General features: G+C 30.4%; 23 protein-coding genes and 1 riboswitch. Of the genes, 2 read left to right on the top strand and 21 right to left on the bottom strand.

Translation table 11 applies throughout. The features are described from left to right. Positions 1-14 precede the first annotated feature (14 nt). From cbiG to B3B03_RS13685, 9 genes are all read right to left on the bottom strand, one after another. Complete coding sequence (cbiG, locus tag B3B03_RS13725; protein ID WP_346847036.1) at positions 15-1,010, bottom strand: cobalt-precorrin 5A hydrolase; 996 nt, start codon at positions 1,008-1,010, stop codon at positions 15-17. 36 nt (positions 1,011-1,046) lie between these two features. Next, positions 1,047-1,799 carry a precorrin-4 C(11)-methyltransferase gene (gene cobM / locus B3B03_RS13720; protein WP_346847035.1) on the bottom strand — a complete coding sequence of 251 codons (753 nt, stop codon included), beginning with the start codon at positions 1,797-1,799 and terminating at the stop codon, positions 1,047-1,049. Between the two features lie 11 nt (positions 1,800-1,810). Next, a complete protein-coding gene (locus B3B03_RS13715) occupies positions 1,811-2,476 on the bottom strand; it encodes a cobalt-factor II C(20)-methyltransferase (protein WP_346847034.1) in 666 nt (221 codons plus the stop codon). A gap of 104 nt (positions 2,477-2,580) precedes the next feature. Beyond that, positions 2,581-3,144 carry a precorrin-6Y C5,15-methyltransferase (decarboxylating) subunit CbiT gene (gene cbiT, locus B3B03_RS13710; RefSeq protein ID WP_346877604.1) on the bottom strand — a complete coding sequence of 188 codons (564 nt, stop codon included), beginning with the start codon at positions 3,142-3,144 and terminating at the stop codon, positions 2,581-2,583. Further along, the gene (gene cbiE, locus B3B03_RS13705) at positions 3,145-3,750 is read right to left on the bottom strand and encodes a precorrin-6y C5,15-methyltransferase (decarboxylating) subunit CbiE (RefSeq protein ID WP_346847032.1); all 606 of its coding nucleotides are present in this window, start codon (positions 3,748-3,750) and stop codon (positions 3,145-3,147) included. Positions 3,751-3,760: 10 nt separating this feature from the next. Beyond that, the gene (gene cbiD, locus B3B03_RS13700; RefSeq protein ID WP_346877603.1) at positions 3,761-4,840 is read right to left on the bottom strand and encodes a cobalt-precorrin-5B (C(1))-methyltransferase CbiD; all 1,080 of its coding nucleotides are present in this window, start codon (positions 4,838-4,840) and stop codon (positions 3,761-3,763) included. Positions 4,841-4,856: 16 nt separating this feature from the next. Next, positions 4,857-5,483, bottom strand: a complete 627-nt coding sequence (locus tag B3B03_RS13695) for a precorrin-8X methylmutase (RefSeq protein ID WP_346877602.1) — start codon at positions 5,481-5,483, stop codon at positions 4,857-4,859. Between the two features lie 58 nt (positions 5,484-5,541). Then, a complete protein-coding gene (locus tag B3B03_RS13690) occupies positions 5,542-6,858 on the bottom strand; it encodes a cobyrinate a,c-diamide synthase (protein ID WP_346847030.1) in 1,317 nt (438 codons plus the stop codon). 11 nt (positions 6,859-6,869) lie between these two features. Then, entirely contained in the window at positions 6,870-7,700 is an 831-nt protein-coding gene (locus B3B03_RS13685) for a sirohydrochlorin cobaltochelatase (protein WP_346847029.1), read from the bottom strand. 144 nt (positions 7,701-7,844) lie between these two features. Continuing rightward, positions 7,845-8,025, bottom strand: a riboswitch (cobalamin riboswitch). A 204-nt stretch (positions 8,026-8,229) separates the two neighbouring features. Here B3B03_RS13685 and B3B03_RS13680 point away from each other — a divergent pair. After that, a complete protein-coding gene (locus B3B03_RS13680; RefSeq protein ID WP_346847028.1) occupies positions 8,230-8,496 on the top strand; it encodes a GIY-YIG nuclease family protein in 267 nt (88 codons plus the stop codon). A 254-nt stretch (positions 8,497-8,750) separates the two neighbouring features. Further along, the gene (locus B3B03_RS13675) at positions 8,751-9,128 is read left to right on the top strand and encodes a hypothetical protein (protein WP_346877601.1); all 378 of its coding nucleotides are present in this window, start codon (positions 8,751-8,753) and stop codon (positions 9,126-9,128) included. Positions 9,129-9,225: 97 nt separating this feature from the next. Here B3B03_RS13675 and B3B03_RS13670 read toward each other — a convergent pair whose 3' ends face one another. The 12 genes from B3B03_RS13670 to B3B03_RS13615 form a co-directional block, all read right to left on the bottom strand. Beyond that, on the bottom strand, positions 9,226-10,377 hold the full coding sequence (locus B3B03_RS13670; RefSeq protein ID WP_346847026.1) for an MGDG synthase family glycosyltransferase: 1,152 nt from the start codon (positions 10,375-10,377) through the stop codon (positions 9,226-9,228). Positions 10,378-10,598: 221 nt separating this feature from the next. After that, positions 10,599-11,129 carry a hypothetical protein gene (locus tag B3B03_RS13665; protein ID WP_035129701.1) on the bottom strand — a complete coding sequence of 177 codons (531 nt, stop codon included), beginning with the start codon at positions 11,127-11,129 and terminating at the stop codon, positions 10,599-10,601. A gap of 55 nt (positions 11,130-11,184) precedes the next feature. Further along, complete coding sequence (locus B3B03_RS13660; RefSeq protein ID WP_346847025.1) at positions 11,185-11,856, bottom strand: hydrolase; 672 nt, start codon at positions 11,854-11,856, stop codon at positions 11,185-11,187. A 579-nt stretch (positions 11,857-12,435) separates the two neighbouring features. Beyond that, complete coding sequence (locus B3B03_RS13655) at positions 12,436-12,843, bottom strand: protein-export chaperone SecB (RefSeq protein ID WP_346877600.1); 408 nt, start codon at positions 12,841-12,843, stop codon at positions 12,436-12,438. A gap of 1 nt (position 12,844) precedes the next feature. Then, complete coding sequence (locus B3B03_RS13650; RefSeq protein WP_346877599.1) at positions 12,845-13,027, bottom strand: hypothetical protein; 183 nt, start codon at positions 13,025-13,027, stop codon at positions 12,845-12,847. Positions 13,028-13,029: 2 nt separating this feature from the next. Further along, positions 13,030-13,731, bottom strand: coding sequence for a hypothetical protein (locus tag B3B03_RS13645; RefSeq protein WP_346877598.1), 702 nt, complete (start codon positions 13,729-13,731; stop codon positions 13,030-13,032). A 391-nt stretch (positions 13,732-14,122) separates the two neighbouring features. Further along, the gene (locus tag B3B03_RS13640) at positions 14,123-14,542 is read right to left on the bottom strand and encodes a hypothetical protein (RefSeq protein ID WP_346877597.1); all 420 of its coding nucleotides are present in this window, start codon (positions 14,540-14,542) and stop codon (positions 14,123-14,125) included. A gap of 121 nt (positions 14,543-14,663) precedes the next feature. Beyond that, positions 14,664-15,206 (bottom strand): RNA polymerase sigma factor, encoded by a 543-nt coding sequence (locus B3B03_RS13635; protein WP_346877596.1) that lies wholly within the window; start codon positions 15,204-15,206, stop codon positions 14,664-14,666. A gap of 2 nt (positions 15,207-15,208) precedes the next feature. Then, positions 15,209-16,015 carry a sigma-70 family RNA polymerase sigma factor gene (locus B3B03_RS13630; protein ID WP_346877595.1) on the bottom strand — a complete coding sequence of 269 codons (807 nt, stop codon included), beginning with the start codon at positions 16,013-16,015 and terminating at the stop codon, positions 15,209-15,211. 145 nt (positions 16,016-16,160) lie between these two features. After that, on the bottom strand, positions 16,161-18,596 hold the full coding sequence (locus B3B03_RS13625) for a hypothetical protein (RefSeq protein WP_346877594.1): 2,436 nt from the start codon (positions 18,594-18,596) through the stop codon (positions 16,161-16,163). Positions 18,597-18,621: 25 nt separating this feature from the next. After that, positions 18,622-18,951 (bottom strand): DUF6673 family protein, encoded by a 330-nt coding sequence (locus tag B3B03_RS13620; protein WP_346877593.1) that lies wholly within the window; start codon positions 18,949-18,951, stop codon positions 18,622-18,624. Beyond that, positions 18,951-19,295, bottom strand: a complete 345-nt coding sequence (locus B3B03_RS13615) for a DUF6673 family protein (protein WP_346877592.1) — start codon at positions 19,293-19,295, stop codon at positions 18,951-18,953. Before B3B03_RS13615 ends, B3B03_RS13620 begins: the two co-directional genes overlap by 1 nt. Between the last annotated feature and the right edge of the window lie 64 nt (positions 19,296-19,359).

The raw sequence follows: 19,359 nt of genomic DNA, 5'->3' as shown, positions 1-19,359 counted from the left end.
TTTTTCCTCCATTATCAGTAGACTAACTTTCCAATACAAAGGGTTATACCTTCAAAACTAATTTTATCTGTAAGTAACTCTCCCCCTGCTAATTCAACACAAGGCTCACATACCGCTCTCACACCTATAGATTTCTTAACAAAATCACTACCATTATATTTATGTTCTATGCTTTCTATTTCTTTTAAAGAATGAATCTCCATGTGACAGTTTAAAAATTCACTTAAAGCAATTAATGCTCCTTCATTCTTTTTAACTTCCACTGTAGAAATAGTTTTTATGGCTCTTAAATCTATATTATATTTCTTTAAAGTATCCACAACAAAGTTTTTAACTTTGTCCTTATCCACATCTTTTCTACATCCCATACCTAATATGATGTTTCGCCTTATGAGCTTAAGGTGAATCAAGCCTTCAACAGGTGGCAAGTTATCCACATCTATTTTATTAGATACTGTAACCATACCCTTAATATCTCCTTCAGGAATTACATATCCCTTTGGCATTTTTATTTGGCCTTCATCATCTAAAAAACCAACCTTAGCTTTATCAACTAATTTGGCAGCTATATCTTTAGCTATTTTCATATCATCTATAATCAGGTTATTATTCTTAGCAATCATATCTGGAGCATCTATTCCCATGGTATCTGTGGCTGTAGTTATAACTGGTGTAGCCTTAAGAATTTCTGACACTTTTAAAGCAAGTTCATTAGCTCCTCCAAGATGTCCTCCTGCAAGACTTATGGCGAATCTACTTTCACAGTCTACTACTACCACTGCCGGGTCCTTATCCTTTCCCTTTAGAAAAGGTGCTATTCCTCTTACTGCAATGCCTGTAGATGAGATAAAAATTATTCCATCTACAGTATTCATAAGCTCTTCACATACAGATTTTAGTTTGAAGTTTTTGTTATTATAACTAGAGTAAAGCTTAAGCTCTAAAGTTTCACTTAGTTTTTTTGCAATATTATCTCCTTGTCTTGTTACAGACACCGCTGCTAACTTCATAACTCTCCTACTTTCTAGAATTGTACATTCTAAGAATTATTTTTGTCCTTCTCTAAACATATGAGTAAAGGATTTATCATATAGAAGACTCTTATCATAATCGCAATTTATAAAGTCCCCTACTAATATTTGAGCACATTTAGTGATTCCTGCTTCTTTAACCTTTTCTGCTATATCATCTAAAGTTCCAATTATAGCTCTTTCATCTTCCCAAGTAGCTCTTTCAACTACAGCTATATTAACATTCCTTCCATAACCTTTTCTTAGCTTTGCAACTACCTTATCTATCATGCTAATAGAAAGGAATATAGCCATAGATGCACCAATTGATGCAAGTTTTTCTAAGCTTTCAGTTTCTGGTACTGGAGTTCTTCCCTCAACTCTAGTTAATATTACAGTTTGAGTTACTGATGGAAGTGTAAATTCCTTTTTTATTACAGATGCTGCTGCTGTAAATGAACTAACTCCTGGAATTACCTTGTACTGAATATTTAATTTATCAAGTTCATCCATTTGTTCTTTGATAGCTCCATAGATAGCTGGATCACCTGTATGAAGTCTTACTACCATTTTGTTTTCTTTTTCAGCCCTATTCATAACTTCTATAACTTGTTCTAAAGTCATAGATGCTGAATTATGTATTTCACATCCAGCCTTACAATAATTCATATGCTCCTTGCTTACAAGAGAGCCTGCATATATAACTACATCTGCTTTTGTCAGTGTATCTCTTCCCTTTACTGTGATTAACTCTGCATCTCCTGGACCTGCTCCTATAAAATAAACCATTCTTCTTCCTCCTAATCTCTATTTGCTATTATAAGTGACATGTATTCTTTATTATCTAAAATATCTTCTCTCTTATGTAAAATCTCTTGCCCTTCTCTTCCAGCTTTTTTTATATATACATAGTTAAAGCCTTTTTCATCAAGAACGTCTAATACTTCTTCTTCTCTTTTATAGACCTTCATTATAACTACATACTTTTCATCCTTTATATCCGAAACTCTGCTAGCTGGGGTAATAAGTAATGGTTCATCACCTATAACTAATGGTTTTTGCGCAAGACTAGCACTAGCACAGAAGGAAGTTATCCCTGGAATTGTTTCAACTTCAAAGCCATGCTCTTCTATATACTTTAGTAAATATATATATGTACTATAAACAAAAGGATCTCCTAAAGTTAAGAAGGCTACATTCTTTCCTTCCTTAAGCTTCTCTTCTATAGCTTTAAAGGCTTCATAGATTTTTTCTTCTTGGTCTTCTCCACCCATTGGAAATTGCTTTATCATAATTTCTTTATCCTCTGATATAAAGTCCTCTGCAATGCCTAAAGCTATACTTTTCCCACCTTTCATAGCACTTGGTGAAACAATTACTTCACACATTTCTATAGTTTTAACCGCCTTTAAGGTTAATAGCTCTTTATCTCCTGGTCCTACTCCAACTCCATATAACTTTGCCATCTATTTCACTCCTCTATTTCTACTATAAAACAATATTTTCAATTCTTAACTATTTTCTATTGCTGTATTTCCTTGTACTACAAACCTACTACATTACAATATTTCTAATTCTTATAAGCCTCTACAATAAAAATTGGATTATATCCAAATAACATATAACTTTGGCCTCTTGTTTTACTTACGCCAACTTGAGTACAGCTAATTTTCATGTTTAATTCTTTTAAAGTACTCATTGCTTTATATACATTATCAATGGTTATAAAATTTAAAACCATTACTCCATCATCTTCAAGAAGGTTATGGCATTTCTCAATTATTTTTTCAAGATTTCCACCACTACCTCCAATAAAGATACTATTAAACTTTTCCTTAATAGAGTCTAAAGCTTCTAAAGCTTCACCTTCTATAATCTCTAAATTATCACAATTAAACTTATCTTTATTTTTATAGATTACCTCTAAGGCTTCTTCATCTCTCTCTATTGCAATAACACTACCAGAAGTGCAAATCTTACTTCCTTGAATTGATATGGAACCAGTTCCAGCTCCTACATCTAGAAGTTTAGAATTTTCCTCTAAATTAAGTTTTGCTACACTTAGAATTCTAACTTCTTCCTTTGTCATAGGACAGTTTCCTCTTATAAACTCTTCATCTTTTATATATTTCATTTAAACTTCCTCCACTACAAAGACACTTAATGAAGAAAATTCCTTCTCCATTATCTCTTCTGGTGTACCTACTGTTATTTTCTCATCTTCATAGGATAAATTTTCTCCTACCCATATATTACAACTTATATTTTCTATAAACAGTTTATTTGCTAAAACCTTAGGTGAATTTTTACTATCTGTTAAGAATATACACATGCTATTTTCTTTAACAACAGTTAAAAAATCTTCTTCTCTTCCATGGACACTGCCTAAAAATTTTCCATTCCAACTCTTCCCTATCTTGCTCATTAGATATTGAAAAGAGCTAAGTCCTGGTATTATCTCTATAGGCTCCTCTTTTATATTTCTCTTTATATAATCAGTAACTCCATAAAAACATGGGTCTCCCGATGCAATTATAGATATTTTCTTGCTCTTATTATCTTCTACTATCTTCAAAATATCTGATAAAGACTTAACTGCCACTCTTTCAGTATTTATAAAATTTACACTTTCCAAAGCTCTAGAAAATCCTACTAACATATCACTATTTTCTAAAGTTTCAACAGCCTTAGGAAGTATATACTCCTTACTTCCTGGACCAAGTCCTACTACATAAATCATCTTTCCACCTCTATAATGTTGTAGCTAATATCTTAGGATTAGTTGCACCCCAATACATAACTACATAACATTTAAGTTCACCATAGCTATAAAGCTCCATTCTTTTCTTCACTTTATCTACAATAGTTTTATATATCTCACTATATTCACCCTTTAAAGCTTTTATAGCACCCTCTGTAGTCTTTTCATTATATATACTTCTAACTAAGTCATGTGGAGCTCCTGCTAATGCTAATTCTAATGCTATTACTTCTAGTCTTACATCACATACTCTACTGTGAGTGTTAAAGCTACCAGCAGATATCTTACATATCTTACCTATATGACCTATTATAATTATCTCTTTAACTCCACAGCTAACACAACATTCTATAGCAAATCCAACAAAGTTTGATATTATAGCCACTTGATCTATAGAATATCCCATAGATTCTGCAACCTTTTCTCCCATGTTTCCAAAGGCTAATATAAGAACCTTATTTTTTAAAGCCTTTTGAGTTATCTCAATTTTTATTGATTCTTTAATTGATTCTTCAGACATAGGATAAACAATTCCTGTAGTTCCTAATATAGATATTCCTCCTACTATATTAAGTCTAGGATTAAAGGTTTTCTTTGCTACTTCTTCTCCCCTTGGTACAAATATAGTAATAGTAACTCCTTCATCCTCTGGAAGCACACTACTTACCTCTTGCTCTATCATAAGTCTAGGTACTGGATTAATAGCAGCTTCACCCTTTTCAATATAGAGGCCTTCACCATTAACTACTCCTACACCTTTTCCACCTTTTAAAATATATCTTTCTTCACCCTTTTCAGCTCTCGCCCATATAGGTAATCCGTGGGTAGCATCTATGTCATCTCCACCATCTTTTATAATGGAACATTCCACATAGTCATCACCAAAAACAACTTCATCTATTACTAAGTTTAAAATTATTCCCTTTGGTGTATTAATCTCTATCTCTTTAATTTTTTTACCAGTAAAAAGCATGTAAGTAGCTGCCTTAGCAGCAGCTGCTGCACAGGACCCTGTAGTATAACCACATCTTAACTTTTTACCATTACTGTTAACATATAAGTCTAACATTCTAATACCTTCTTTATTATCTCTCTACTAACATATACATAAGAGCATTGACTATAGCTGCTGCTACTGCACTTCCGCCCTTTCTTCCTCTAACTGTCATCATATCTATATCTTTTAATTTTTCTATTTCTTCTTTTGATTCAGCTGCTCCTACGAATCCTATTGGAGCTCCTATAATAAATTTACAATTAGACTTTTCTGATTCAATAAACTCTTTAAGTTTGAATAAAGCCGTTGGAGCATTTCCAAATACAAAGAACTCTACTCCATCTCCTACTGCCTTTTCTACTGCAGCCATAGAACGAGTTATGCCTCTTTCCTTTGCAATCTCTGCAACTTCTGGTTCTGATACATAACATACAACCCTGCAATTTAACTTTTCTAAGGCTCTTTTATTTATTCCTGAAAGTGCCATATTAGTATCTGTATATATAGTTGTTCCCTTTTTTAGAATCTCTAGGGCTGTATCTATAGCATCATCTGTCATATAAACTAAATCCTTATATTCAAAATCTGCTGTAGTATGAATAACTCTCTTAATTATAGAAAGCTCTCTATCATCGAAATTATGAGGTCCCATTTCTTCTCCTATAATTTCAAAACTTCTCTTTTCTATGTCCATTGGTATTTTTATATAATCCATTTCTCCTCCTACTTAAGGAAATAACCTTCCTTAATAAATCTCTATTTTAAAATTACATCTACTTAATTAAGCTATTAAAAAAATCAATATTAGAAAAGAAATGTATATGTCCATAAGCTGCTAAAACATTATTTTTTACATACCCACACTTCCACTTCTTTGTGGTTCCATCGTAGGCTTTCTTTTCTAATTCATATATTTCTTCTTCTTTTAAATCTACCAGTGATTTATGGAATTCATGACAATTAATCATCATATCCTTTGGCACTATAGAATTTTTCTCTGATATCTTTATAGTTGCGTATCCAAAATTATTAAGTTTTCCAGTCATATAAGATGTTCCATTAAAGAAACCTACTGTTTCAACTCCATCTATGCTCTCTGTAAGATACATGAGTCCACCACATTCTGCATAGCATTTTACTCCACTGTTTAAGGCTTTTCTAACACTATTTAACATAGATTTATTAGAAGATAACTCTTCCTTGAATACTTCTGGGTATCCTCCACCTATATATATAAAATCTACATCCTTTGGCACTTCTCTATCTTTTAGGGGGCTAAAATACTGAACTGTTCCAACCTCTTCCAAAAGCTCTATATTCTCTTTATAATAAAAACTAAAGGCTTTATCATAGGCTACTGCAATCTTTATATCTTTGTTTTCAGCGTGGAAATCTTCACTGTTAGTAGATTGAATATCTGAAGCTTTAAATTCTTCTATAAGGCTATCTACATCTACATACTCTTCCATAAGGCTACTGCATAACTCTATCTTCTTTGATAAATCTTCAACCTCGCTACTCTGCACAAGGCCTAAATGCCTACTTTTTAAAGCTAACCTCTCATCCTTAGGTATGTATCCGAAAACTCTAATCCCGCTGCAATTTACTTCAATAGCTTTTTTCAAAAGTTTATAGTAACTTTCACTAATATTATTAAGTATTATCCCTACTATGTTCACATTTTCATAATTTCGAAGTCCTTCTATTTCAGCACATAAAGTTGCTGATTGAGCTTTAGGAGATAATACTAATACCACAGGCAAATCTAAAGTTCTAGATACATGAGCTGTAGAAAAATTAGTATCTATACCTTTTCCATCATAAAGTCCCATAACTCCTTCAATGATTCCTAGATCACCCTGACCTCTTAGATAACTCTCCTTAACCCCTGGTTCTCCCATTAGAAATAAATCTAAGTTTCTTGTAGCTACTCCTGTTATTTCTCTATGAAAGGCTGGATCTATATAGTCAGGTCCAACTTTATATCCTTGAACCTTATATCCTCTATCTATAAGAGTTTTCATAAGTGCTAATGTAACAGTGGTCTTTCCACCGCCACTACTATTTGAAGAAACTATTATACTTTTCATAATTTACTCCTTTATGGTGTTTTCTTCGTATCTCCCAAATGAAGATATTTATTATCTATTACATCTTGTACATGATTCACATATATATGTCTAAACTTCTCAATCTCACCCAAACCATGAAGATATATGTCTACTTTAATTCCAGCTTCTTCTAAAATAGTCTTCCATGAATCTTCTTCATCAGAAGCCATATCATTAGTTGCATGGTCTCCAGCTACTAGCATAAGTGGTGCTAACTTAACGTGATCAATACCTTCTCTTTTAAGAATTTCTACTATCATATCTACGGTAGGATATCCTTCTACTGTTCCAACGTATACATTATTATAATTTAAGTAAGTAAATACGCTTTGAAGTGCTACAAAGGCTGAGTTAGCTGGATGATTACTTCCATGTCCCATAAATACCATGGTCTTATCTTTTGGTATAATTTCTTTTATAGCATCTATAAACACCTCATAATCATTAGGTGTTTCTTCCCCTCCTTGAAAGTGAAGGGCTGGTCTACCTACTTTTATTGATTTAAATTTATTACTCTCTCTAAACTTATCAACTACTAACCTAACATATTGGAACTCTTCACCTGGTATTATATGAAGCGGCTGAACTATAACTTCTTCATAGCCTTCTTTATATAGTTGCTCTAAAGCTTCCTCCGGAGTAGGTACAATTATTCCATCTCTATTTTTTATTTTCTTAATTATCATATGGGCTGTAAAAGCTCTCATAACATGATACTCTTTAAATCTTTCTCTTATTTCATCCTCAATTTTTTCTATAGTTAATTTTAATGTATCCTTATAAGTAGTACCAAAACTTACTACTAATATAGCCTTTTTCATTTTAGTTCCTCCAAATTTAATAAATTAGTGCAAAATAAAACCTCTACCCAAAAGGTAGAGGTTAAAATTCAATTTAACTCATAACAGAATTATAATTTGTAATAAATATACAAACTAAACTATTAACTCCCTTCCCTCCGAAGTGTCATATCTATGCTTTAGGCAGGTCTCCTGACTCACGTATCATCCTCCATCTCACCTTCCCAGAAATACACTCCAGTGGTTTTTCTATGAGATTTCGTCTTCGTACACAGTAGCGGGGGCTGTAGTGGACTTTAACCACTTTCCCTATTAAACATAATGTACCTAAAACTATACTTTATTCAATTTAAATCAACATATTATTTACTATTTCTCTTTAATCCAATTTAATTATACCCTATGATTTAATTTAATTCAATATGAATATACTAGTATTTATAAAATAGTATAATATATTCATGCTAAAATAATGATATACTATTTAAATAGTATTATACAACAGTAATAATTATTCTAATTTTTAATATATTTTATATGAGGTAAAGATATGTTTTTTGTTTATATATTAAGATGTAATGACAATACTTTATATACAGGATGGACAACTGATTTAAACAAAAGGCTTAAATGCCATAATAGTGGTAAAGGAGCTAAGTACACCAGATGCAGATTACCTGTAGAAATTGTTCACTATGAAAATTTACCTGACAAATCTTCAGCTTTAAAAAGAGAATGTGAAATAAAAAAACTTTCTAGAGCAGAAAAACTTATTCTTATAGAAAACATCATAAATAGCACGGAGGGAAATCAATGAAAAATACAAAGTCTTCTTTTGCTTTATTTTTCAAATGGATATTTAGATCAATTTTATTAATACTATTTGTTTATTACTCATTTGTAAAAACTGATAATAATTCAAATTACATCAGCAACATTCTATTAATTCTTATCACGTCCTTTATACCAGATATAATTTTATATATATTTAAAGTTAAATTATCTAGTTTATCTGACTTTTTATTGCAGTTTTTTATATTTTTAGCTCTACTCTTAGGTAGGATGTATAATATGTACTCAATACTACCTTGGTGGGATATATTTCTTCATTTTGCTTCAGGGGCTCTTTTAGGGTTTTTATCTTTAATAATTTTAAAACCTCTTATAGGTGAAAATAATATCAAAACCCTTCCACCATTATTCATAGGGATGTATATATTACTCTTTACTGTTTCTGGAGCTGCACTGTGGGAGTTCTGGGAATTTGCAGGAGATCAACTATTGGGGTTTGATTCTCAACTTAATAGTCTTACGGATACTATGACAGATATGATAAGTGGTTCTTTAAGTGGTGTTATATTATCTATAATGGGATTTTTACACATTAAAAATGGTTCATTTAAGTTTTTAGATAAATTTATTAATGCCATTAAAAAATCTCATAAATAAACCTAAAGACTCGTATTATAAAGTCAAATTCTAAATATTCCCATCATAAGATTAAAAGACCAAGGTCTTAAAAACCTTGGTCTTAATTATTTAAGTTTTATGCAATTTCTGAATTACATTCAGCTTCATTTTCTTTCATTAATCTTCTTATAAGTTCTAGTAACTCATTTGTTGAATTTGATTTATCAAAAGTCATACAGTTTTCTTTAATCTCTCTTAATTTGTTTTTGTCCTTAATCAAAGCCTCTATAGCTTCAGTACAATTATCACCTCTGCCTATAGATATGGACATGCCATGATCTAATAGAAACTTTGCATTTGCTTCTTCTTGTCCAGGTATTGCATCAAAGGTAATTAAAGGAAGATTTGCTGCTAATGCTTCTGATACTGTAAGCCCTCCTGGTTTAGTAATTAAGACGTCTGCTAAGTTCATATATCTATGAACTTCATTGGTAAACTTAATAAGCTTTGTCTGTTTTTTACTAAACTTAATCTGTTCCTTAATTTTATTATATAGTCTTTTATTATTACCCGTTAGAATTACAATTTGAAAATCCATAGGAATCTTATTTATATTCTTATAGATTTTTTCTATATTATATACTCCGAAGCTTCCAGCCATGACTAACACGGTCATTTTACTTTCGCTTAATCCCAGCTCATCTAACAGTATTTTTTTATCATCTTCATCTTGATGAAAAAAACCATCATATACAGGGATTCCATAAGGATGAACTTTTTCTGGAGGAACTCCTCTATCTATCATACCTTCTACCATGTCTTCACATGCTACACAATATTCATCTACATTAGGTTTTATCCATGTTTTATGTGGCGCATAATCAGTCATTATACATATTGATGGCACCTTTATACTTCTATTTCCCTTTAATATAGAAATCATTTCTGTAGGAAAGGGATGAGTAGTTATGATTACATCTGGAGCAAATCCTTCTATTAAGGGTATTAATTTTTTCGAAAATAAATAAATTAACTTTGTTACTAAACATGTTAAAACCCCAGACTTGTCCGTTAAACTATATATATTTTTATATAAGGAATTTAAATACTTTGCCAGTACTATATATCCCTTAGTTACGATTTTATTTATAAATGGATTAACATACTCTAAGGTATCCACTACTTTTACTTTAGCACCTAACTCATTTTCTAAAATATATGATTCTAAAGCCTTTGATGCTTTTAAATGTCCTCCACCAGTAGATGCAGATAAAATAAGAATATTCATATTTACAATCCTCTCTCTATTTACTTCACATGGTCTTATGTAGTAAATTTAACTATTCTATTTTACCACACCTATTATGCTTTAGTCCAATTAATTAAATCTAACATAATCCATTTAAAATCATAAACATTTCATATACTTTTATTATCAAATACAAATTTGATAATACATTCATGGTAAGACTGTCTTAGAATAAAATATATTCACTATAAATATTTATATTACTTATACTTCTCTATAGATAGTTCTAACACTACAGATAAAATGTTCTTTTCTATTGTATTTAAAACTTCTATCAACGTATCTACACAGGTTTCTACTTTTTCAGAAGTAGTACCGTAGTTTTCTCTATCTTTTAATTCTACTACTATAATTTGTGATAACTTAAGTACATTTTGTGCATATTCATTTATCTTTTTGTCATTAATATAACCATTTACAAATTTATAATTATTTATAATCTCTTCAAATTCTATTATAAATTCGTCTCTATAATAGCTTTCTACGTTTATCCAATTAGGTATTGTGTTATTTTTAATTTTATCTCCAAAGACTTTAATTTTTTTATTTAGTTCAAATAGCTCCTTATAACTTTTTATTTTATCGTTATTAATATCTATAGCACGTTCTTTCTTAGATTTTTTTCTCTCTTCCATAATTAGTTTTCTCATAATTAATAGAGATATACCTCCACCAAATGCTGCAGATATTAATGGAACTATTATTCCTAACATCCAAGTTGCCTTGTCCATAAATAAATCACCTCAAATATAATATTCGTTGCAAATATTACATTTCTGAATGAAATTAGTCTTCATATCTTTTTCTATGTTTAATCATTATTTCATTTAATATATCACTAGTACTTTGTGGTGTATATGTTATAGCATTAGCCCCAGCAATTATAGTTTCACGTATGCTCTCATCTGTAGGACCTCCTGTTGCTATAATAGGTACATCTGGGTACTTACTTCTTATATGTCTAACAATATTCGCAGTTTCTTTAGCTCCTGATACATTAAGTATAGTTGTTCCTGCTGCTATTCTTCCATCTATATCATCTTTTTCTGAAACAACGGTAACTAATATTGGTAAATCTATAGTTTCTCTCATCCCTGCAATAACATCATTGCCTATAGATGAATTAACTACAACCCCCATAGCTCCCTTAAATTCAGCATCCAATGCTAGATTTATTACCCTTTTACCTGTAGTAATAGATCCACCTACCCCACAAAATACTGGGATATCTGATGCTAGTAATAGTGCTTCAGTTATTCTGGGTTGAGGCGTAAATGGATATACTGCAATAACAGCATCTGCATTAGTATTTCTTATAACTGCTACATCAGTTGAAAACACTAAAGATTTAATTCTTTTCCCAAATATAACAATTCCAGTAGCGTCCCTAATAACCTTAGGTAACTCAATCATATGACTTCTTAGTAAACCTTTAAATTCTGGCACACGTTTTTCCATAAAATTTCTCCCTTCACCATATAAAGCTATGTCCTTTCTAAAAACATAGCTTAAATCACGCCTCACATAGATAACTTTAACTTACATATATAAACTTAAAATGTGATTAATAACTTATTTTATTTTCTTAACTTACAGATTATATCACAGGTTTATTACTTCCTCAATAAATTTATTTAATTATTTTTATGGAATTATACGGTACATTTTTACTCTCTTTATCTATGTAAAAATAAGATAAAAGAAAACAATAAAAAAACCTAGCGATTACTAAAATCACTAGGTTTCTATGGCAGGGGCACGAGGACTTGAACCCGGAACCAACGGTTTTGGAGTGCGTTAGATAGCTTTTTTTATATTCCTTCAAATCGTCTCAACCCCTTGTATATCAAGATTCTTCAATTTCAAATTATTCTATCATCATTCATTTTAATGTGATTTCTCATGTCCTTAGTACCCAAATAGTACCCACCAAACTATGATACTTAAATATCATCAAACAATGTAAAAACTTATTTTATTTAACGCCTCAATGTTTAATTTCACTTAAAAAGAATATACCATACAAGTATATTCTTTTTAAGTCTCACTAATTCTTTTTTTCTTATCTTTTAAGTATTGAGTTACGTTAATAGGTGGTAATATTAATGGAGATACATTAGCAACAGCTGTATAATTAGAAATTAATGCTCTTACATAAGGAAATAATATTGCAACTGCATTCTTTTCAGCAATTTCTAATCTTAAATTATCCTCCACATCATCAATTTCAAATATACCTATAATTTTAACATTCATTCTGAATGGAGCATTTTCTTGTTTCTGAAAAATATGAGTATTTAACTTTAAAACAAAATTATTAGCGTCATCAAATTCAACATTAGAATCGATTTCAAAATCTAATTCGAAACTTTCTTCATTATTGTATTCATTTTTAAAATATATTTCATCTATTACATAATCAATAAATCTTAATACACTTTTCATATTATGCAGCCTCCAAGTTTATGTTTTCATATTGATTATAACTTCTATAATTAAAACTAACATCTGGATCTAACATATATTTTGATTCCATTACACCATTTCTAATTAACATATCTTCCAAGTCTTTTGTAGACATATTGTCAAAAAATTCATCTATTCTTTTTAATTCTGCTTTTAAATCCATAACTAATTCCTCCCTTTAAAATAAACATTATGTGGATTAGCTTTCCTTTTATTATAAGATACTCTATTTTGTTGTTCCCTATTACTATATTCTTTCATTAAATCATACAAATTATCATATTCATTTTCAAAATCCTTTTCTATAATATCATATACTACTTTTAGATTCTTGACACATATTTGTTTTTCTAATACGTAATTCAATCTAGTTCTGCTGTTTTTATATTTAAAGTTATTTCTCTTAAATGAAGCAATAACTAAATCATATTTGTTCATGTATTTATATTCAGAAAACATCACATTTAATACTACGCCATCAGCAATTGTTTGTGTTTTTAAGCGTTCTGAATAACTTTTACCTTCTTGTATTCTTTCTGAAAACCTATCAAAAATATACTTATGTTCAATATTATTATCTATATCAAATATTCTTTCTTCATTAACTCTAATTTTACAACTCAATATCATATACTTACTAGCCAATTCTTTAAATGTTTTATGATTAACATTTTGCTTACTCTTAAACATATCTTTTATCCACTTATAAGAAAAGAATAACTGTTCATAAAAATATGCTCCATCACCTAACCAATGATGATCACCAATAGACTCTTCCATTTTCTTATTGCAAATAATCTTATTTCCTCTTTGTCTTTCAGTACCATGATATAGAAATATATCTTTATTATTACAATTAATATTCATATTATTTAATCAACCTCAAGTATTCCACTAATTTAAGGTTTTATACCTAATATACTCCAGTATATTCCTCATCTTTAACTATGCACCTATTTATTAAGTCACGCTTCCGTGACTATCCTTATCTATATTATCATACATTTTGTTGACTTTGACAACAGTATTTGTTGTTGTTTATAACATTATTTAACTTTTATATAAATTTGCATTAATAAAATTTTATAAATTCATTAATTTATTTATTGTTACTTCAACTTACTATACCATATAAATATAGTTATATAATCTAACAAATATGCTTTAAACAATTAAAAATACACTTATATTGTTTGGGTTAAAACAGAAAAGCACCTACTCCTTATTTAAATAAATGCTTCTTTTATATACACCTTCCCTATACTATTACTTTATGTTTTTCATACATAAGATTCTTTAGTGCAATAATTCTAAGATCCACCGACTTTATTTTATTATTAATTTCTAAAACTTTTTTATCATATTTTGAGTTACATTTTCTTCTATATATAAGAGCAAAAACCGCATATCCTATAATAATTATTATGCCTATTTCATTTGAATCCTTCGCAATCATTAATGACATCATTGATGTAAATAAAGCTATAATAGATACTAATTCTGACGTATCCATTATCCCTCTTTTTATCTCATTTTCTAATTCAACTAATCTATTTTTTTCGTATTCTAGCTTCCTAATACTATTGATAACACAAGTATCACTTTTATACTTATCTCTATATTCAAAGTAATATTTTTCATAATCTTGTTCATATTCAATTTCATATTTATTATCCATACCATACCTCCAGTATTTTATAATTTCAACATAATCGCCAGAACTCCTTTTTCACCATAAAAATACACCCATATTTCTACAGGTGTACTAATAGCATTATATATTTGTACTTATTTTATTATTAGATACTCCATTCATGAATATCATATATATCAAATAGAATTCTCTCAATACTTTCTATAGTTTTAATTATTCTATTTCTAACAGTACCAGGAGAACATTCTATGTATTTTCCTATATTAACATATGTCATACCTTCAAAATATCTATATGCCACTACTCTTTGTTGCTCTTCACTTAACGTCTTTAATACTCCAGCTATTGCAGTTAAATAATATTTTAACTCTTTAGCTCTTTCTTCATCACATGATTTCAGTTCTTCTTTAAACTTATTAACACTTTTTAATGCTACTATAGTATTACTTCTTATCAATTTAATACATTTCTCATATTCCTCATATGCTTTATTGAATAGTCTTATAACCTCTTCTTTAGGTACTGTACAATTTTTAGGATTAACTAAATTTAAATGTTTAAGCATATTATCTTTATTATCACTATCTCTCATATCACATATATAATAAAGATATATCTGAAAGTTTTCGCATGGATCATCTGAGAAATCATAATCTGTTTTAGATTGCCACGTTTTAAATCCTATCATATCTATACCCCCATTAAATCATCAAAATATTTATTTATAAAATTATGACCTTCAATAGTTTCAATACTATAATCTTCTTCTTTAACTTCATTATAGGAGAGCGTTCTACCCGATTTCTTTGTATATATAAGTCCTTTAATCTCATGAGCATAAAATTTACCCTTTGTCATCCACCATGAAGTATGTCTTATTTTTCTAAGTGCATTATTTCTCAATTGCCTTACTCTTTCTCTTGTAATATTTAATATTTCACTTACTTCTTGTATATTCATAACATCACATTCCCAACCATAGAGAAATTTAATTGCTTCTCTCTCATTTAACGTTAAATATTCACTCATAACTTGATCTAACTCATTTCTAACATGCTTATGAAATTCGTTCTCTATAAGATTTTCAAAGCCATAATCCTTACATTCTATAAAGTTTCCTATTTCTTCTTCACTTTCTCCATCATTAGTAATCGGGGTATTCAGACTTTTACAACTATTATAAAACTTTGTATTAGCTATATCTTTTTCACTTCTACCATTCGCACATCTATATATCCATCTATTTATATAATGAGCTGCATATGTTATAAACTTAGCTTTATTATCTAAATCAAATTTATATATTTTAGCTGCATTTATAAGTCCAATTGCTCCACTTTGAAATAAATCGTCAAATTCTATACCTCTTGTGCATACCTTACTATATTTACCGGCTATCTTTTTTATAATTCCCATATTTTGTTCTATTAGTTTTTCAAGTGCCTGTTTGCTACCTTCTTGATATTCTCTAACTAATTTTTCATTATTTAACTCCAACTATTATCACCTCAATATTAAACTAATAGCTCAATGAGAGAATAACCTCAATTAAGATGCTATACTCATCTTCTATAAAATAAGATAAGCTCAATTTTGAGCCTATCCCTTCTTTTATATTTTCAATACTATATTCTTCTTATCTCTAATATCCAAACCCTAAATCTCTTCCAACTTTTTTTAATGCTCTTGCGTTTTCTGATGGTGTTCTCTCTGGATTAACTATAGTAACATTCTGAGTTACTCCATTATCATTTGTTATTACATTATTAGTAGTAGCATTATTGCCCCTTGAATTAATAGCTGCTGACATTCTAGCTTGTTCTCCATATACCGCCGCAGTAAGTTTAGCACTAACTTCATTAATATCGATATTAGATACTATATCAGCTAAGTTTTTCCTTATATCTTTTTCTACACTAGAAGCTTCATCCTCAAATCCAACTCCTACACCTTGTGCCATGTATTTTCCGATTCGGTCACGATATAGACGAGAAGGGGAATTTATTTCATTCGCTTCTTCAGCACCACGCAACATCCCTTCAAAGAACCCCGTTACTCTTTCGTGCAACCATGAACCCATATTAGTAATACCGTTCCATATTCCTTTAACAATATTAACTCCTATATCTAAGAATTTAGAAGGGAGGTCTTTAACTGCATCAATAATATTTTCAACCATTTCGCCACCAGCTTCACTCGCTTTTTCGCCTAAATCCTTACCAAATTGAATAACCTTAGCTATAGTATTTACTAGCCATTCCCAAATCCTACTTGGTAATTTAGAAAACCACTCTATAACCGCATTTATAGCGTTAGTTACTGCAGTAACCATATTAGAATATGTTTGAGAACCCCATTCGATTATTTTTTTTATTGTATTTACTAACCAAGTCCATATTTTACCTGGTAATGAAGCGAACCACTCAACTACTGCTTTAATCCATATAGGTACATTAGTAACAAGGTAATTCCAAGTATCTACGCCCCATTGTATTATTGTTGTTAGTACAAATCCCATGGCATAACCAATCTTGTAAGGTAACTCATTAAACCAATCAAACATTTGTTGTATCCATGCTGGGATAGTTTCAGTGAAAAAGCTTACTATAGCGTTCCATCCATCTATGAAAAATTGTTTAATATTAGTCCATAGCGTTCCGAACCATTCCCCTAAAGAACCAAACCATACCTTTATACTTTCTATCCAACTCGGTATGGTTTCAGTAAAGAATCCCATGATAGCATTCCATGTGTCTATAAAGAATGTCTTTATACTTTCCCACATGTTTATGAAAAAATTTCTAAAGCCTTCACTAGTATTCCATAAGTATATGAATCCGACTACCAAACCCACTACAGCTGCTGCTATAAGAACAAAAGGGTTCATACCTAAGACAATGTTGAAAGCCTCCATAATTGGAGTACCTGTTGCTATTTCCATAAATAAATCTTTGAATATGCCACCGATTTTACTTACAGTATTAACAACTTTCAATGTCAATAATGCTACACCTATACCCACTATTCCTGCTGCTATAAATTCTGAATTGTCCAATATCCATGCAAACACTTCTGTTATTTTAGGAAGCCACTCCATAGCAACATTAACTGCATTTTTTATCGCTTCAACTATCCCTTCAAATATCCTTTTTACATTTCCTTGCATAGATTCTGGGAATAAAGATGCGATCATTCCTGGGACTTCTTCTAAAACCTTAGGAAGTAATGTTCTAAATAATTCTCCAATACCTTCTATTACTACTTTTATTCGTGGTAATAAATTTTTACCTAGAGAGCCTAAACTTTCAACTAAATTTTGTACTAATACATCAAAGTCAGCATTATCATCAGCCATGGCAGTTAGTAGGTTCGTCCATGCGGATTTAGTCATATTAAAACTACCTTCAATAGTTTCCGATGCCTCTTTAGCAGTCGTTCCTGTAATTCCCATTTCAGTTTGAACTGCATGAATAGCTTCAATTACATCACTGAAATTGTTTATATCATATTTAATTCCAGTAAGTTTTTGCGCATCTACAAGGAGCCTTTCCATTTCTGTTTTTGTACCACCATAACCTAACTTAAGATTGTCTAGCATGGTATAGTTTTGTTTTGCAAATCCTTGATAGGCATCCTGTATACTTCCAATTGCTGTTCCCATTTTATTAGCATTATCCGACATATCAGTAACAGCCTTATTTCCTATTTCGGCCGCCTTTTTAGTATCTCCACCAAGTCCTTGTAATAATGAAGCTGAAAAGCCTGTTATAGTTTTCATATATTCATTTGCGGACATCCCAGCCGTTTTATATGCATTATTTGCATATTTCATTACTTGATCACTACTCTTTTTGAATAATGTTTCAACTCCACCAGTCAACTGTTCATATTCAGCATACTGTTTTATAGACATTGTAGTTAAAGCTGCAACAACTCCTGAAGCCGCAGTAGCTAATCCCGTTATTGCGACCGCTCCTGTTTTTGCTAAACTACCTAATTTACCACCTAATCCTTTTACTCCTTTTTCTGCCCCTTTACTGTCAATCTGAGTATCAATTATAATCCGTCCATCTGCCATTTTCTCACCTCCTTCCATGATCTAATTATTTTTCACTTGGAAAATTTATTATTAATCCTCCCATATCTTTCTTTTGATTAATAACTTCATTGTGAAGTTGCTTTAATGCGTTAAAGCATCTATAATAATATGGCTTATCTCCAAATAACTTCTCACGAGTACCATTACCAAACAATTCATCAAAAAAACTACATATTACCATGGCATAAAATGCTTCTTTATACTTATTAGATATAGTCTTTGTATCCTTTATCTCATCAAATCCTTCACATAAACCATTTAAGCATTGTCTATATCTATTTAAATCATTCTCGTTTGAAATATCTAGTTTCAATAAAATTCCATTAATATTCATTACTTTTTGCTTCTTCTTTGAACTCTATTAGGTGAATATTTGCTTGCCATTTTCTCGACCTCAGCACTTTGAGACTTAACTTGTGTTACTAGTTCCTCAAAAGCTTTTAGGCACATCATAAGATTAACTCTATCACCGAATACTTTCTTGTCTGTCCCCTCGCCGAATAGTGTGTTAAACACCTCAAATATGGCGTTACATTGAGTTTTGATAGTTTCAGATATTTTCATACCTTCTGTGATTTTTGCTACGTTCTCAACACGTTCTAAGGCATCTTCCCACTTCTCTGCGACCTCTAAATCTAATATATCTATATCTTGTAATTCTACATTGTTAATTTTCATTTTATTATCTCCTTTTATCTCTTATTTTACTTTTATACTTTATTTTGTTTTATCTTCTATTAAA

It is taken from the genome of Clostridium sp. UBA5712, assembly GCF_002419845.1.
GTDB classification, from domain to species: domain Bacteria; phylum Bacillota; class Clostridia; order Clostridiales; family Clostridiaceae; genus Clostridium_J; species Clostridium_J sulfidigenes.
This window is presented reverse-complemented; position numbering and strand designations above follow the sequence as displayed.

Bases quoted from the DNA above. Each gene is read 5' to 3' on its own strand.
- cbiG (WP_346847036.1), bottom strand. From the start codon at position 1,010: ATGAAGTTAGCAGCGGTGTCTGTAACAAGACAAGGAGATAATATTGCA.
- cobM (WP_346847035.1), bottom strand. From the start codon at position 1,799: ATGGTTTATTTTATAGGAGCAGGTCCAGGAGATGCAGAGTTAATCACA.
- B3B03_RS13715 (WP_346847034.1), bottom strand. From the start codon at position 2,476: ATGGCAAAGTTATATGGAGTTGGAGTAGGACCAGGAGATAAAGAGCTA.
- cbiT (WP_346877604.1), bottom strand. From the start codon at position 3,144: ATGAAATATATAAAAGATGAAGAGTTTATAAGAGGAAACTGTCCTATG.
- cbiE (WP_346847032.1), bottom strand. From the start codon at position 3,750: ATGATTTATGTAGTAGGACTTGGTCCAGGAAGTAAGGAGTATATACTT.
- cbiD (WP_346877603.1), bottom strand. From the start codon at position 4,840: ATGTTAGACTTATATGTTAACAGTAATGGTAAAAAGTTAAGATGTGGT.
- B3B03_RS13695 (WP_346877602.1), bottom strand. From the start codon at position 5,483: ATGGATTATATAAAAATACCAATGGACATAGAAAAGAGAAGTTTTGAA.
- B3B03_RS13690 (WP_346847030.1), bottom strand. From the start codon at position 6,858: ATGAAAAGTATAATAGTTTCTTCAAATAGTAGTGGCGGTGGAAAGACC.
- B3B03_RS13685 (WP_346847029.1), bottom strand. From the start codon at position 7,700: ATGAAAAAGGCTATATTAGTAGTAAGTTTTGGTACTACTTATAAGGAT.
- B3B03_RS13680 (WP_346847028.1), top strand. From the start codon at position 8,230: ATGTTTTTTGTTTATATATTAAGATGTAATGACAATACTTTATATACA.
- B3B03_RS13675 (WP_346877601.1), top strand. From the start codon at position 8,751: ATGTACTCAATACTACCTTGGTGGGATATATTTCTTCATTTTGCTTCA.
- B3B03_RS13670 (WP_346847026.1), bottom strand. From the start codon at position 10,377: ATGAATATTCTTATTTTATCTGCATCTACTGGTGGAGGACATTTAAAA.
- B3B03_RS13665 (WP_035129701.1), bottom strand. From the start codon at position 11,129: ATGGACAAGGCAACTTGGATGTTAGGAATAATAGTTCCATTAATATCT.
- B3B03_RS13660 (WP_346847025.1), bottom strand. From the start codon at position 11,856: ATGGAAAAACGTGTGCCAGAATTTAAAGGTTTACTAAGAAGTCATATG.
- B3B03_RS13655 (WP_346877600.1), bottom strand. From the start codon at position 12,843: ATGAAAAGTGTATTAAGATTTATTGATTATGTAATAGATGAAATATAT.
- B3B03_RS13650 (WP_346877599.1), bottom strand. From the start codon at position 13,027: ATGGATTTAAAAGCAGAATTAAAAAGAATAGATGAATTTTTTGACAAT.
- B3B03_RS13645 (WP_346877598.1), bottom strand. From the start codon at position 13,731: ATGAATATTAATTGTAATAATAAAGATATATTTCTATATCATGGTACT.
- B3B03_RS13640 (WP_346877597.1), bottom strand. From the start codon at position 14,542: ATGGATAATAAATATGAAATTGAATATGAACAAGATTATGAAAAATAT.
- B3B03_RS13635 (WP_346877596.1), bottom strand. From the start codon at position 15,206: ATGATAGGATTTAAAACGTGGCAATCTAAAACAGATTATGATTTCTCA.
- B3B03_RS13625 (WP_346877594.1), bottom strand. From the start codon at position 18,596: ATGGCAGATGGACGGATTATAATTGATACTCAGATTGACAGTAAAGGG.
- B3B03_RS13620 (WP_346877593.1), bottom strand. From the start codon at position 18,951: ATGAATATTAATGGAATTTTATTGAAACTAGATATTTCAAACGAGAAT.
- B3B03_RS13615 (WP_346877592.1), bottom strand. From the start codon at position 19,295: ATGAAAATTAACAATGTAGAATTACAAGATATAGATATATTAGATTTA.